This is a genomic window from Chelonobacter oris, from assembly GCF_000772535.1.
GTDB classification, from domain to species: domain Bacteria; phylum Pseudomonadota; class Gammaproteobacteria; order Enterobacterales; family Pasteurellaceae; genus Chelonobacter; species Chelonobacter oris.
The window spans coordinates 206918-222293 of the sequence record NZ_JSUM01000010.1 but is presented as its reverse complement, the minus strand read 5'-3'; the positions used below and the strand labels follow the sequence as shown (position 1 = coordinate 222293).

Here is a 15376-nt window from a genome sequence, read left to right as displayed (position 1 = left end):
ATTATTTCCCTCTATTTTTTAAATCATTGACTTCATCATCGGTCAGATACCGCACTTTTTGTGTTTGTAGCAGGAACATCAGTTTGGCGGTTTCTTCCAATTCTTCGGTATTGTCCACAGCATCGAATAAATCGCTGCCACAGACAACAACGCCGTGGTTTGCCAGTAAAAACGCTTTGGCGTCTAACGCTCTTTCACTGAGTTCGCGCGCAATTTCCGGCGAGCCGGGGCGGTAGTAAGGGATCACCGGCAGTTTGCCGACGCGCATTACGTAATAAGGTGTAAATGCTTTGATGGCATTTTCAGTATCCAATCCTGCCAGACAGGAAAGTGCGGTCAGGTAAGTCGAGTGCAGATGAACAATCGCATGACACGCCGGATTACGTTTGTAGATGGCCAGATGGAAAACAGATTCTTTTGACGGTTTTTTGCCTTCAAGCAGGTTGCCGTCGCTATCCAATACCGAAAGATCATCGGCTTGCAGCCGTCCTAATGAGGAGCCGGTCGGGGTAACCAAAAAGCGATTGTTGTCCAGTCGAACAGAAATATTGCCGGCACCGCCGACACTGTATCCGCGTTCAAACAGTGAACGAGCCAGATTAACCAAATCGATTTTTTGTTGTTTTTCATGTGCAAGTGCGGTCATACAAACATCTCCTGTGCATAGGCAAAAAAGGTTTCGCTGCCGAAGTTGCCGGATTTCAGCGCTAAAAAGACCTCCTCATCCAGCGCTTTCAGCCAAGGCACGCCGGGGGCAATCTGTTTGCCGATTTGAAAACCGTCAAAACCCAATTCCTGCACCACAATACTGGAGGTTTCGCCGCCGGCGGTGATGAAGTTTTTCACGCCGTACCGTTTTAATTTTTTCGCCAATGTCGCAAAGGTGCTTTCAATGGCATGGCTGGCGTTATCGGCGCCAAATTGTTGTTGGATTTCTTTTAGTTTTTGTGGCGGTACGGTGGCGTAAACCATCGGCGCATAATCGTCGTTCAGGTGTTCAATCACCCATTGATACAGTTCATCGGCATAATTCGGGTTATTCAGGCTTTGCTCCACATCGAGCCATTTGTGTGCCGCTTTGGTTTTGTAGGCTTCGACTTGTTTATTGGTCATCACTGAACATGAACCGGATAAAACGACGCTGTCGGCTTTTGTCGGTAAAAGTGCGGTTTTTTGTGTTTTTTGCGGGGTATTTTTGCTTTTATGCGCCGCCATATAGGCTGCTAAGCCGGAGCCGCCGGTCACCAGTTTGAAATCATCGATCGCTTTTGCCAGCACCGCCAGTTGTACGTTATCGACAGCATCGACAACGGCGTAGCGATAGCCTTGCTGTTTCAGTTGATCAAAACAACATTTAACGTGATCGGCTCCCCGAATGACATCGGCGTAGCCGACCAATCCGGTTTTGCCGTCGGCTTGCGCATCCATCAGCCGCATTAAATTGGCGTCTTTCATCGGCGTAATCGGGTGGTTTTGCATACCGGATTCATTCAATAGGGTTTGCCCGACAAACAGGTAACCGTTGAAAATCGTACGACCGTTAATCGGCAATGCCGGGGTAATCACGGTAAAGTCGGTATCCAGTGCATTCATCAACGCATCGGTTACCGGCCCGATATTGCCGTTTGCGGTGCTGTCGAAGGTGGAGCAGTATTTGAAATAAAATTGGGTGCAGCCGTTATGTTGCAACCAATTCAGTGTGTTGAGCGACTGTTGTACGGCTTCCTCAACCGGATTGGAGCGGGATTTCAGGCTGATCACCACGGCATCGACCGCACTTTGCAGCCGGCGTTTCGGCACACCGTTCATTTGTACGGTGCTGAGTCCGTTTTCGACTAAAAAACTGGCGATATCACTGGCGCCGGTAAAATCATCTGCAATAACACCTAACATGGTTATGCCTCCTCTTTTTTCGGCAGTGTGATGCCGTTGAAAATCTTGATCACGGCACTGTCGTCTTCTTTGCCGTAACCGGCATTACTGGCGGAGGTAAACATATTGAACGCTGTGCCGGCAAGCGGTAACGGAAAATGTAGCGATTTGGCGGTATCGGTTACCAATCCGAGATCCTTGACGAAAATATCAACCATGGAAAGCGGGGTGTAATCACCGTCGACAACATGTTTCATTCGGTTTTCAAACATCCAAGAGTTACCGGCGGCATGAGTCACCACGTCATACATTAAATCCAACGGAATGCCGGCTCGGGCGGCCAATGCCATCGCTTCCGCACCGGCGGCAATATGTACGCCTGCCAACAATTGATGAATAATTTTAACCGTTGCGCCCAACCCGATTTCTTCACCGATGTTATACAGTTTTCCGGCAACCGCATTGAGTACCGGTTGCAGCTTGTCAAACGCTTCGGCAGAGCCGGACGCCATTACAGTCATTTCCCCTTGAGCGGCTTTTGCAGCCCCGCCGGATACCGGTGCATCCAACATAATCAGTTTTAATGCTGTTAATTTTTGTGAAATCTCTTTAGCATCTTGTGCGGATATTGTCGATGAAACCATCACGGCGGTGCCGGCTTTCAGTTTGGCGGCGAGGCCGTTTTCACCGAATAAAACGCTTTTGACTTGCCGGGCATTGACAACCAGTAATAATACGGCATCGAGTTTGTCTGCAAATGTGTCGGCATTGGCGGCGGCTTGTTTGGCGCCTGCTTGCTTTAATTTGTCGAGTAAAACCGGGTTTAAATCAATTCCGTAGGTCTCTAGTCCGGCATTAATGCAGGAAAGTGCGGCACCCATGCCCATTGCTCCAAGCCCGACGACTGCGACTGAATAACTCATATCATGCTCCGTTTGTTGTAAAGCCATTGAATAGAAATTGTGTGAACGTATCTTGCCTTAATTCAAACTGGAAAACCACGATCAGGATCACAAATATTCACAAATTATGTTATTTATTGTTAATTATTGGTTTTTAATGCGGACGGTTTGAGTTGTCTGCACATAAAGTGTTATTATTTCACTAAATTTCACAATAAATAATGAGACTGGCGAGATGATTCCGGCAGAAAGGCAAAAAAAATTACTGACATTGGTGACGGAGCATGAATTAATCAGCATTACGGAGTTGGTCGACATTATGCAGGTGTCGCATATGACGGTGCGCCGTGATATTCAAAAGCTGGAAGAGCAAGGGAAAGTGGTGTCGGTTTCCGGTGGCGTTCAGTTGTTGCAGCGTTTGTTGAGTGAGCCGACCCATGACGATAAATCATTGTTGTTCCAGTTGCAGAAGCAGGCGATCGGTGAAAAAGCGCTGGCGCTGATTGGTGAAAGTAAAACCGTTTACCTTGATGCCGGCACGACCACGCTGGAGATTGCACACCAAATTGCCAAACGCAGTGATTTATTGGTGATTACCAATGATTTTGTGATTGCCCATTTTTTGATGAAAGAGGGAAAAGGCGAGCTGATCCACACCGGCGGTTATGTTTGTAAAGAGAATTATTCTTCCGTCGGCGAACTCTCCGCTCAGTTTTTGCGCAATATTTCGATTGATGTGGCTTTTATTTCGACGTCATCTTGGAATTTGAAAGGCTTAACCACGCCTGATGAGAAAAAACTGCCGGTGAAACGGGCAATTGTGGCGTCCAGTAAGAAAAATATTTTGGTCACCGATGCTTCTAAATACGGCAAAGTGGCAACTTTCCGGATTTACGGCTTGGAGGTCTTTGATACGATTATTACTGACCGTACTTTGCTCGAAAGCGTGCAAAAAAATATTCAGAATTTGAATATCGAATTGGTATTGGCGTGAGACTGCGTCAGCCGCCGCGCGCTGTGTGGAATCGAGGGCGCCGGTATGGCTTTTTACTATGTCGGGCTTGTCGGTAAACACAATCCGGCAGAGATTGTCTGCCGGAGGTCTAAAGTGCGGTCAGCTGCCGATTAAGCGGTACAGGTCGGTATCTTTGCGATCCAGATAATGGAATGACTGAATACGGCGAATGGTTCGGGAGCGGCCGCGAATCAGCAGGGTTTCCGTGGTGGCGAGATTGCCTTTACGGTGGATCCCTTTCAGCAGATCACCGTTGGTGATGCCGGTGGCGGAAAAAATCAAATTATCGTCACGTACGATATCTTCCAGTTGCAATACGCTATTGACTTCTACGCCCATTTGCTGACAACGGGCGATTTCTTGCCGTGCGATAGCACGGTTTGCTTCGGTATCGCCTTTCACTTGGTTGCGTGGTAATAACCGCACTTGCATTTCGCCGCCCAACGCACGGATTGCCGCCCCGGCAACCACGCCCTCCGGCGCTCCGCCGATGGCGTACAGCATATCGACATTATTATCCGGCAGGCAACACAAAATAGATGCGGCGACATCGCCGTCGGGAATCGCCAGCACTTTGACGCCCAATTGCTGCATTTGGGCAATGGTTTCCTGATGGCGCGGTTTATCGAGCGTGATCACGGTCAGTTGAGAGAGTAGTTTGCCGAGTTTAGAGGCAACACGACGTAAATTTTGCTCCAGCGGCAGGTTGAGATCGATCATGCCTTTCACTTCCGGACCGACCACCAGTTTTTCCATATACATATCCGGCGCTTGTAGAAAGGTTTTCGGGCCGCCGGCAGCCAGCACAGACAGAGCATTGGCTTGCCCCATTGCCGTCATGCGCGTGCCTTCAATCGGATCGACCGCGATTGAGATCTGATCGCCTTGTCCGTTTCCCACTTTTTCACCGATATATAACATCGGCGCTTCGTCAATTTCGCCTTCGCCGATAACGATCTCGCCGTTAATGTCAATTTGGTTTAACATGATTCGCATGGCTTTGACGGCGGCTTCGTCGGCGGCGTCTTTATTGCCGCGCCCCAACCAGGCAAATCCCGCCAGTGCGGCGGCTTCGGTAACGCGGGAAAATTCGATTGCAAGAGCTCTTTTCATTTTGTGTGACCTTATTCGTGAGAGGTTAACGGTGATGTAGCCTGATGGATTTTGCTATTATCCACACAAAATAGTATTCTAGCACAGACTGGGGCGATATGGCAGAGCTGCGGCAAGATGCGGGCGGGAAAGGCAAAAAACGCCGCGGACTTTCAATTTCTATGTGAAATCTGCCGTCAACTAGGCTAGAATAAAGCGGATTTTATTGGACACTTATTACTATTAAGGATTTACTATGTCTTTCGAACTTCTTGAACAACTCGATGAAAAAATCAAACAAGCCGTTGAAACCATTCAATTACAGCAATTGGAAATTGAAGAGTTGAAAGGCAAACATGACAATGCGCAAAATGAATTGAATGATCTGCGCGGCGAACGTGATGCGATTGCCGGTGAGAATGAACATTTGAAAAATGAACTGAATAACTGGAAAGAAAGAATCAGCTCTTTGTTGGGAAAAATTGATAATATCTAGTTCTTTCCTTTTGTGAACCGCACTTTTGTGTTTTGAAGCCGAGATATCCGTCTCGGCTTTTTCTTTCCGATATCCCTTTTTTGAATAAATATAAACTCCATCTCGAGCATTTATTTAATTTGATAAAATAATGTGATCTATACCCTGATTTTTGACTTTTCCGATTGTATCTTAAACACTCTTATGCCACTCTTAGAAATAAGCACATCAATGGTGGTGCAAGTTTCATGAAGCTAATTTAAATTGATATTTTTTAATGAAATATTAAGTTCATTTGAATTTTTTTATCAACATCGAAATAAATCATTCGGTGCTTAAAGTAATCGAAATGGAGATAAAAATGAGCGTTTTGGTAGAAACAGCAGTAATAGAAGCCCTGTTAAGCGGCAGGCACTCGGATCCTTTTGCCGTATTGGGGATGCATGAAACGGATAACGGGATCGAAGTGCGGGTATTGATGCCGGACGCTTCCAGTGTTTCGATTATTGATAAAGAGAGTCAGCAGGAAGTCGTGGCATTGACGTGTTTGCATGAGGACGGCTTTTTTGCCGCCGTAGTGCCTGATGTACATGATTTTTTTACCTATCAGCTGAATGTTTTCTGGGGACATGAAAACCAGATTTTAGAAGATCCTTACCGTTTCAGACCGATTTTGTCGGAGTTGGACAATTGGCTGCTGGCGGAAGGCACACATTATCGCCCTTATGAGAAATTGGGGGCGCATTTCACCGAAGTGGAAGGGGTCGCAGGCGTTAATTTTATCCTGTGGGCGCCGAATGCCAAGCGGGTCTCCGTGGTCGGGGATTTCAATTTCTGGGACGGTCGTCGCCATCCGATGCGTTTTCATCCGGAAAACGGCTTGTGGGAAATTTTCATTCCGAAAGTCAGCTTGGGCAGCCTGTATAAATACGAATTGCTTGATGTGAACGACACCGTCCGTTTGAAAGCCGATCCTTATGCCTTTGCCTCGCAATTGCGTCCTGATACCGCTTCTCAAGTCAGCCCCTTACCGAACATTGTGCCGATGACCGAGGCGCGCAAAAAAGCCAATGCGTTTGATGCGCCGATCTCGATTTACGAAGTCCATTTGGGATCGTGGCGGCGTAATCTGGAAAATAATTTCTGGCTCGATTACGAGCAAATTGCGGATCAGTTGATTCCGTATGTCAAAGAAATGGGGTTCACCCATATCGAATTGATGCCGATTAATGAGTTTCCGTTTGACGGTTCTTGGGGGTATCAGCCGTTAGGATTGTATTCGCCGACCAGCCGTTTCGGCACGCCGCAGCAACTGCGTGCTTTTATTCGGAAAGCCCATGATGCGGGGATCAATGTGATTTTGGATTGGGTGCCGGGTCATTTTCCGAGTGATACGCACGGTTTGGCGTATTTCGACGGCACCGCACTTTATGAACATGCCGATCCGCGCGAAGGTTTCCATCAGGATTGGAATACCCTGATTTACAATTACGGCCGTAACGAAGTGAAAAACTTCCTTTCAGGGAACGGATTATATTGGCTGGAGCGTTTCGGGATCGATGCATTACGTGTCGATGCGGTGGCGTCGATGATCTACCGCGATTACAGCCGTAAAGACGGCGAATGGATTCCGAATCAGTATGGCGGCAGAGAGAATCTGGAAGCGATTGATTTTCTGAAACACACGAATTATGTGATTGGCAACGAGCTGGACGGCAGTATGACGATTGCCGAAGAATCCACGGCGTTTCCGGGAATTACCAACCCGCCGGAGATGGGCGGATTGGGCTTCCACTATAAATGGAACATGGGCTGGATGAACGATACGCTGTCTTACATGAAGCTGGATCCGGTCTACCGACAACATCACCATAATCAATTGACGTTCGGTATGCTGTACAACTACACCGAAAACTTCATTTTGCCGTTGTCACATGATGAAGTAGTGCACGGCAAAGGCTCTCTGTTGGATAAAATGCCGGGCGATGCGTGGCAGAAATTTGCTAATTTACGTGCTTATTACGGCTATATGTGGGGGCATCCGGGTAAAAAACTGCTGTTTATGGGGGCGGAGTTTGCACAAGGGCGTGAATGGGATTATCAGGAAAGTTTGGACTGGTTCCTGCTGGATGATCAAAACGGCGGCGGTTGGCACAGCGGCGTACAAAATCTGGTAAAAGATTTAAACCGTTTTTATACCCGCACCCCGGCAATGCACCAATTGGATTTTGATCCGCAAGGCTTTGAATGGTTGGTGGTTGATGATTATCAAAACTCGGTCTTTGCATTTTCTCGTAAGGATCGGGAAGGCAGGGAAGTGCTGGTGATCAGTAACTTCACGCCGGTGCCGCGTGAAAATTATCGCATCGGCGTTAATCTCGCCGGGCGCTATCAGGAAGTGTTGAACACCGATTCCGAGTTTTATCATGGTTCGAATGTCGGCAATGCCGGACTGTTGCAGAGCGAGGAAATCGCCAGTCATAACAAAGTGCGGTCGATTTCGGTCACACTGCCGCCATTGGCGACAATTTATTTACAACATCAGGATTAACGGCTTTTTAAGAAGGTTTTGGCAAGATGATCGGCAGGGTGAAAAACGGCATGAAGCAACCGATGGGGGCTTCTTTGCAAGTTATTGACGGGGTAAGCGGTGTCAATTTTGCGGTCTTTTCCGAACACGCATCACTGATTGAACTGTGTCTGTTTTCGTATAGTGGAAAAGAGCACCGTTTCAAAATGAATTGCAACGACGGGCATATTTGGAGTTTATGGCTGGCGGGCATTGAGCCGGGAATCAAATACGGTTTCCGTGCACATGGGGAAAACAGACCGCACTTGGGGCTTTGTTTCAACCCGCAGAAATTGCTGCTGGATCCTTATGCCAAAGCGGTCGACGGCAAACCGCAATGGGAGACGGAGCAACAGGCCGCACTGTTTGATTTGAACAACGATTTAGATAATGCCGATGCCGCCCCCAAAGGGATAGTAGTGGATCTGCCGCTTGACGGGCAAGACGACGGTTCGCCGAATCACAGCTGGGCGGAAACCATTATTTACGAATTGCATGTGAAAGGGTTCAGCCAACTGAATTCCGCCATTCCGCCGGCGTTGCGCGGCAGCTATGCCGGCTTAGCGCACCCGGCGTCGTTGGATTACTTGAAAGGTTTGGGCGTAACCGCACTTGAATTGATGCCGGTCGCTTTCCATGCCGATGAAATGCATTTGCAACGTAAAGGGCTGCGTAATTATTGGGGTTACAACGTATTGGCGCCTTTTGCTGTGGATGACCGCTATTGGTCGGGACGGGCGGGAACGACACCGGCCGGTGAATTCAGGCAAATGGTTAAAGCGCTGCATCAAGCGGGATTCGAGGTCATTTTAGATGTGGTGTTTAACCATACCGCCGATTCCGATTTGCAGCAACCGACACTCAGCCAGCGCGGATTGGACAACGCCAACTACTATTGGTTGACTGAACAGGGCGAATATCATAACTGGAGCGGTTGCGGCAATGCGCTTAACCTGAGCAGGCCGAATACGCTGCAATGGGTGCATGATTGTTTGCGTTATTGGGTAGAAACGTTTGGTGTGGATGGTTTTCGTTTTGATTTGGCGACCATTATTGGGCGTGAACCGCACTTTAACCGACAGGCGGAAATTTTTCGTCGAATTGCCGCTGATCCGCTGCTGAAAGATAAAAAATATATTGCCGAACCTTGGGATATTGGTTGGGGCGGATATCAATTAGGGAATTTTCCGGATTATTTTGCCGAATGGAACGACCGTTTCCGTGACGATATGCGGCGTTTTTGGCTGCATCATCAGGGCAATATGGGGCTGTTCGCCCAACGGTTCAGCGCATCTGCCGATATTTTCCAACATGACGGCAAATGTCCGAGTGCATCAATTAATTATATTTGTTCCCATGACGGTTTTGTGTTGACTGATTTGGTCAGTTACCAATATAAGCAAAATTGGGCAAACGGCGAAGAGAATCGGGACGGACACGGCGAAAATTTCAGTCGGAATTTCGGCGAAGAAGGCGAAAGCCGTGACGCGCAGATTTTGGCGCAAAGGCAAACAATGAAGCGCGCATTGCTGGCAACCGCACTGTTAGCCAACGGCACACCGATGTTGTTGGCCGGCGATGAGTTCGGTCATACGCAGGGCGGCAACAATAACGCGTATTGTCAGGATAATGACATCACCTGGATTGACTGGTCGAAACAAGATCAGCAATTATTAGCCTACAGCAGGGCAATTATTCAGGTACGTAAACAGATTACCGCACTTTCCGCCGGTGATGACTGGTGGAATGATAGCCATGTGCAGTGGTTGAATCGGGAAGGACAGGGCATGAGCATTGCCGACTGGGAAGACGGTGGCAGTGGCGGCTTCCAGATTCAGCTGGGCGGAAAATGGTTATTGCTGGTCAACCGTGGCGACGGGGAACGGCATTTCCGCCTTCCGAATGGTGAGTGGAACAGTATTCAGCAACAATCTATTGTTCTGGATAACAATAATTTGAAGCTCGAAAAACCGGGTCTTTATATTTTATATCGTTAAGTGGAGTTGTATGTAGTACCACGTAGTATTTTATTGCGTTTGTTTGAGAATATTACCCAAGGGGAAAGTTATGGATGAGATTTTGAAAAATTCACCAAGTATGTTACGTATCACGGATGATACTTTAGTTCTGATTCTAGCCGGAGGACGAGGTTCCCGTTTGTACGAGCTGACTGATAAGCGAGCCAAGCCGGCCGTTTATTTTGGTGGCTCTTGCCGTATCATTGACTTCGCCTTGTCCAATTGTATCAATTCCAACTTGAATCGCATCGGCGTCGTCACGCAATATATGGCGCACTCTTTGTTGCGTCATTTACAGCACAGTTGGTCATTTCTGCCGCGCGAGCGCAATGAATTTGTCGATATGCTGCCGGCACGCCAACAGCTGGACGACAGCACTTGGTATCGCGGTACGGCAGATGCGGTATATCAAAACTGTGACATTATGAAAGGCCATTACAAACCGAAATATGTTTTGATTTTGGCCGGTGACCATATTTATAAAATGAATTACGCCCAAATGCTGCTGGATCACGTTTCCAGCGGCGCAAAATGTACGGTCGGCTGTATTGAGGTCGAGAAGGACAAGGCCTCCGAATTCGGCGTAATGGGCGTGAATGAAAACTTACAAGTGACGGATTTTATTGAAAAACCAAAAAATCCGCCAACTATGAAAGGCAAGCCGGATACATCGTTGGCATCGATGGGAATCTATGTTTTTGATGCGGATTATCTGTATGAAATACTGGATCGTGAATTTGCCAAACCGGAATCAAGCCATGATTTCGGCAAGGATATTATCCCGCAGTCTTTGAAAGAGGGCGTATTGTATGCCCATCCGTTCAGTCGTTCTTGTATGGGGCGTAATCCGCAAGGCGAAATTTACTGGCGCGATGTGGGCACGATTGATGCGTTGTGGGAAGCCAATATTGACTTGGTGACGGAACATCCGCAACTGGATATTTTCGATCAGCGTTGGCCGATTCGTTCGACGCCGAAACAGACTTTCCCGTCCAAGTTTTTCTATAAAAACCTGCGCAAAACCCGTGCGCTGGATAACTCTCTGGTCGGCGGCGGCTGCATTATCAACGATGCGATTATCAGCAACTCGGTTCTGTTCGATCATGTGGTGGCGAAAGAGGGATCGCAAGTCGAGTATTCCGTGGTTTTGCCTGAAGTTACAATCGGTAAAAACGCCGTGATTAAACGGGCAATTGTCGATCGCCATTGCCAAATTCCCGACGGTATGGAAATCGGGGTGGATTTGGCGTTGGATGCAAAACGTTTTCGGGTCAGTAAAGGGGGGGTTGTGTTGGTGACCTCCAGAATGTTGAACAAACTGAAAACCGAGGCGGAAGAACAGGACAAAAAAGCCTATAAGGCGGAGCCGTAAAATGAATTATCGTCTCCGCCGGAATCGGCGGAGACGGTTTTTACGGATAACAGATACAGGTAGGAAAAAATGAAAATTTTACATGTTTGCTCGGAACTCTATCCTTTATTGAAAACCGGCGGATTAGCCGATGTGACCGGTGCTTTACCCTTTGCCCAGCAGCAAAACGGCGATGATGTGCGGGTTTTGCTGCCGGCATTTCCGTCCGTGGCGGCGGGGCTGCCGGCGTCAACGGCGGTCGGTACGTTTGATACCTTTGCCGGCGAGGCTACCCTGCGCTATACCACATACCACGGTTTGGGAATCTATCTGATTGATGCACCGCACTTGTATCACCGTGAAGGCAATCCTTATCATGACAGCGGCTATAACGATTATGCGGACAATTATCAACGGTTTGCTTTATTGGCATGGTTCGGTGCCGAATTGGGCGACAATTTAGACGGCTGGTGGAAAGCCGATGTCGTACACGCTCATGATTGGCACGCCGGCTTAGCCTGTGCCTATTTGTATGCCAAAGGCAGACCGGCAAAATCGGTATTCACAATCCATAATCTGGCTTATCAGGGGCAATTCCATTACAACCATATGTTTGAAATCGGCTTGCCGCTCGAGATGTTCCATGTCGACGGATTGGAATTGAACGGGCAAATTTCTTATTTGAAAGCCGGTTTATATTATGCCGATCACGTCACGGCGGTCAGCCCGACCTATGCGCGGGAAATCACTACGGCGGAATACGCTTACGGGCTGGAAGGGTTATTGATCACTTTACAACGACAAAACAAATTAAGCGGCGTGTTGAACGGCGTGGATTATACGATTTGGAATCCGGAAAACGATACGCATTTGCCGGCCAATTACAAACTGAAAAGCATGACGGGGAAAGGCAAATGTAAAGCCGAACTGCAAAAAGCGTTCCGCTTGCCGCAAGAGAAAAACGCACTGCTTTTTGTGATGGTCACCCGTCTGACCGCCCAAAAAGGGGTAGATTTGCTATTGCAAGCACTGCCGCAAGTATTGCAGGAAGGCATGCAATTTATTTTGCTCGGTTCCGGCGATAAGGAATATGAGCAGGCTTTTTCCCAATTGGAATTACAATATCCGCAGCAAGTCAGTATCGAAATCGGCTATAACGAAGCATTATCGCACCTTGTCATTGCCGGCGGTGATGTGATCCTAGTGCCGAGCCGTTTTGAACCTTGTGGCTTAACACAGCTATATGGGTTAAAATACGGCACATTACCATTGGTTCGGGCGACCGGCGGGCTGGCGGATACCGTAACGGACAGCAGCAAAGCGAATCTGAAAGATCGCAGTGCGACCGGATTTGTTTTTGATGCGGCCGATGCCGAGGAGCTGGCTTCCGCTTTTGAGCGGGCGGCAACGCTCTGGCGCGCCAAACCGCAATGGTATAAAGTTCGTATTAATGCCATGGAGGCCGATTTCAGCTGGCGGTTGGCGGCTGAAAAATATTCTGTTATCTATCAACGTTTATTCAACTGAACTCTCTGTATTAAACGTTTTAATTAAGGAACTTAATCTAATGAGCAATACCATTCTCCACCATTCTCCATTGTCCAATGTTGCGGCGGTCAAAGACTCAATTGTGCAAAAATTGGTTTTTGCAATCGGGCGTGATCCCGGTGTGGCCAGCCAGCGCGACTGGCTGAATGCAACATTATTGGCTGTGCGTGATCTGGTCTCTGAAGGCTGGCTGAAAACACAGCGTGCGACACAATCGCAAGATTGCCGACGGGTCTACTATCTTTCAATGGAATTTTTGATGGGGCGCACTTTATCCAATGCCATGATGGCGGTCGGAATTTATGATATCGTGCATGAAGCGTTGGAGCAATTGGGGCTGGATCTGGAAGATGTGATTGAAAAAGAGGTCGATCCGGGCTTAGGAAACGGGGGCTTGGGACGTTTGGCCGCTTGTTTTTTGGATTCCATTGCGACATTGAATTATCCGGGCATGGGATATGGAATTCGTTACGAGTACGGTATGTTTCGCCAGAAAATCGTAGACGGTCAGCAGGTTGAGCGCCCTGATATTTGGCTGGAAAAAGGTATGCCGTGGGAGTTTGTACGTCCGACCAAACGCTATAAAGTGGAATTCGGCGGACGTATCTATTTTGAAGGCGGTAAATGCCGTTGGATCGATACCGATCAGATTGTCGCATTGGGTTATGATCAAATTATTCCCGGCTATGAAACCGATATGGCCAACAGTTTGCGGCTGTGGTCGGCTCATGCCGGCGATGTTTTTGACCTGAATAAATTTAACCGCGGTGACTATTTTGCTGCGATGGAACGTCAAAACAAATCCGAGAACGTATCTCGGGTACTTTATCCCGATGATTCAACTTATGCCGGCCGTGAGTTGCGTTTGCGTCAGGAATATTTCCTAGTGTCGGCATCGCTGCAAGATATCATCAACCGCCACAGATGGCAGCACAAAACACTGAAAAACCTTGCCGAAAAGGTCGCAATTCATCTGAACGATACTCACCCGGTTTTGGCGATTCCGGAATTAATGCGGATTTTAATCGACAAAGAAGCGTTTGCTTGGGACGATGCATGGGAAATTACCTGCCAAGTGTTCTCCTATACCAATCATACCTTGATGAGCGAAGCGTTGGAAACCTGGCCGGTGGATATGATGGGTGCGATTCTGCCGCGTCATTTGCAACTGATTCTGGAAATTAACGAAAAATTCCTCAACAGCATCAAAGCCTATACGGAAAAAGATCCGGATTTGCTCCGTCGGGTTTCATTGATTGATGAAAACGACGGACGTAAAGTGCGGATGGCATGGTTGGCAGTTGTGGCGTCACATAAAGTCAACGGCGTGGCAAAATTGCATTCCGATTTAATGGTTAAATCCATTTTTGCCGATTTTGCCAAAATTTATCCGGAACGTTTCTGCAATATGACCAACGGCATCACGCCGCGGCGCTGGATCGGCGTGGCCAATCCGGGGTTATCGGCGGTATTTGACAAATATATCGGAAAATCCTGGCGCAAAGACTTAAGTCATTTGGAACAGTTGAAACAGTATGCGGATTTCCCGAAATTTATGGACGAAGTGCGGTCGGTGAAACAAGCCAATAAGGTGAAGCTGGCTAATTATATCGCACACAATTTGAATATTGTGGTAAATCCGGATTCCCTGTTTGACGTGCAGATCAAGCGAATTCACGAGTATAAGCGCCAACATTTGAATTTGTGTCATATTATTGCCCGTTACAACGAAATTCTGCGCAATCCGGAAAAAGACTGGGTGCCGCGTGTGTTCATTATTGCCGGTAAGGCAGCATCGGCTTACTATCAGGCTAAGCAGATTATCCGTGCGATTAATGATGTGGCGAAAGTGATCAACAATGATATGCGGGTGCATGATAAGTTAAAAGTGGTCTTTATCCCGAACTACAGCGTCAGTCTGGCGCAGTTGATTATTCCGGCGGCGGACGTGTCGGAACAGATTTCGCTGGCCGGCACAGAAGCTTCCGGTACCAGTAATATGAAATTTGCCTTGAACGGGGCGTTGACGGTCGGCACACTCGACGGTGCCAATGTGGAAATTCTACAAAACGTCGGTGAGGAAAATATTTTTATTTTCGGCAATACCGTTGAACAAGTGGAAGAGCTGCGCAGTAAAGGCTATAACCCGTCGACCTATTATGAAAATGATCCGCAATTGCGTGAAGTTTTACAGCAAATTACCGGCGGTGTTTTCAGTCCGGAAGAACCGGGGCGTTATCAGTCTTTTTCGCTGTTAAATGATTATTATCAGGCGTTTGCCGATTTCCGCAGTTATGTCGATGTTCAAGAGAAAGTCGATGAAGTGTATGCCGATCATAATCTTTGGGTGGCAAAAGCAATCCAAAATATCGTTAACATGAGTTATTTCTCCTCCGACCGCACAATTAAAGAGTATGCGGATCAAATCTGGAACTTGGAGCCGGTGAAATTGTAATCCAACGCTGACAAACAAACCCGTTATTTTGCAATAACGGGTTTTTTATTTTGGATTGAAAACTGCGATTCTGTGTCTC

The 15376-nt window shown here is 47.7% G+C and carries 11 protein-coding genes; 7 read left to right on the top strand and 4 right to left on the bottom strand.

Annotation, left to right across the window (positions count from 1 at the left end; all coding sequences use genetic code 11):
• Position 1: 1 nt before the first annotated feature.
• Genes otnC through ltnD form a run of 3 tightly spaced genes read right to left on the bottom strand, consistent with a single transcriptional unit; the run spans position 2 to position 2795 of the window.
• Complete coding sequence (gene otnC / locus OA57_RS06735) at positions 2–646, bottom strand: 3-oxo-tetronate 4-phosphate decarboxylase (protein ID WP_034615274.1); 645 nt, start codon at positions 644–646, stop codon at positions 2–4.
• Complete coding sequence (gene otnK, locus OA57_RS06730; protein ID WP_034615272.1) at positions 643–1893, bottom strand: 3-oxo-tetronate kinase; 1251 nt, start codon at positions 1891–1893, stop codon at positions 643–645. Before otnK ends, otnC begins: the two co-directional genes overlap by 4 nt.
• Positions 1894–1895: 2 nt before the next feature.
• Positions 1896–2795, bottom strand: a complete 900-nt coding sequence (gene ltnD / locus OA57_RS06725) for an L-threonate dehydrogenase (protein WP_034615271.1) — start codon at positions 2793–2795, stop codon at positions 1896–1898.
• A 214-nt stretch (positions 2796–3009) separates the two neighbouring features.
• On the opposite strand from ltnD, the gene OA57_RS06720 reads away from it, so the two are divergent.
• Complete coding sequence (locus OA57_RS06720) at positions 3010–3768, top strand: DeoR/GlpR family DNA-binding transcription regulator (RefSeq protein ID WP_034615264.1); 759 nt, start codon at positions 3010–3012, stop codon at positions 3766–3768.
• A gap of 120 nt (positions 3769–3888) precedes the next feature.
• Here the strand turns inward: OA57_RS06720 and glpX are convergent, their stop codons facing one another.
• Complete coding sequence (gene glpX, locus OA57_RS06715; protein WP_034615263.1) at positions 3889–4902, bottom strand: class II fructose-bisphosphatase; 1014 nt, start codon at positions 4900–4902, stop codon at positions 3889–3891.
• Between the two features lie 235 nt (positions 4903–5137).
• Here glpX and zapB point away from each other — a divergent pair, with 235 nt between their 5' ends.
• From zapB to glgP, 6 genes are all read left to right on the top strand, one after another.
• On the top strand, positions 5138–5377 hold the full coding sequence (gene zapB, locus OA57_RS06710; protein ID WP_034615262.1) for a cell division protein ZapB: 240 nt from the start codon (positions 5138–5140) through the stop codon (positions 5375–5377).
• A gap of 340 nt (positions 5378–5717) precedes the next feature.
• Positions 5718–7907 (top strand): 1,4-alpha-glucan branching protein GlgB, encoded by a 2190-nt coding sequence (gene glgB, locus OA57_RS06705; protein WP_034615260.1) that lies wholly within the window; start codon positions 5718–5720, stop codon positions 7905–7907.
• Positions 7908–7933: 26 nt separating this feature from the next.
• Positions 7934–9922, top strand: a complete 1989-nt coding sequence (gene glgX, locus OA57_RS06700; RefSeq protein WP_034615258.1) for a glycogen debranching protein GlgX — start codon at positions 7934–7936, stop codon at positions 9920–9922.
• 70 nt (positions 9923–9992) lie between these two features.
• On the top strand, positions 9993–11315 hold the full coding sequence (gene glgC, locus OA57_RS06695) for a glucose-1-phosphate adenylyltransferase (RefSeq protein WP_034615255.1): 1323 nt from the start codon (positions 9993–9995) through the stop codon (positions 11313–11315).
• A 69-nt stretch (positions 11316–11384) separates the two neighbouring features.
• A complete protein-coding gene (gene glgA / locus OA57_RS06690; protein ID WP_034615253.1) occupies positions 11385–12821 on the top strand; it encodes a glycogen synthase GlgA in 1437 nt (478 codons plus the stop codon).
• A 40-nt stretch (positions 12822–12861) separates the two neighbouring features.
• Positions 12862–15297: a glycogen/starch/alpha-glucan family phosphorylase gene (gene glgP / locus OA57_RS06685; protein WP_034615251.1), complete on the top strand. Its 2436-nt coding sequence runs from the start codon at positions 12862–12864 to the stop codon at positions 15295–15297.
• Positions 15298–15376 lie beyond the last annotated feature (79 nt).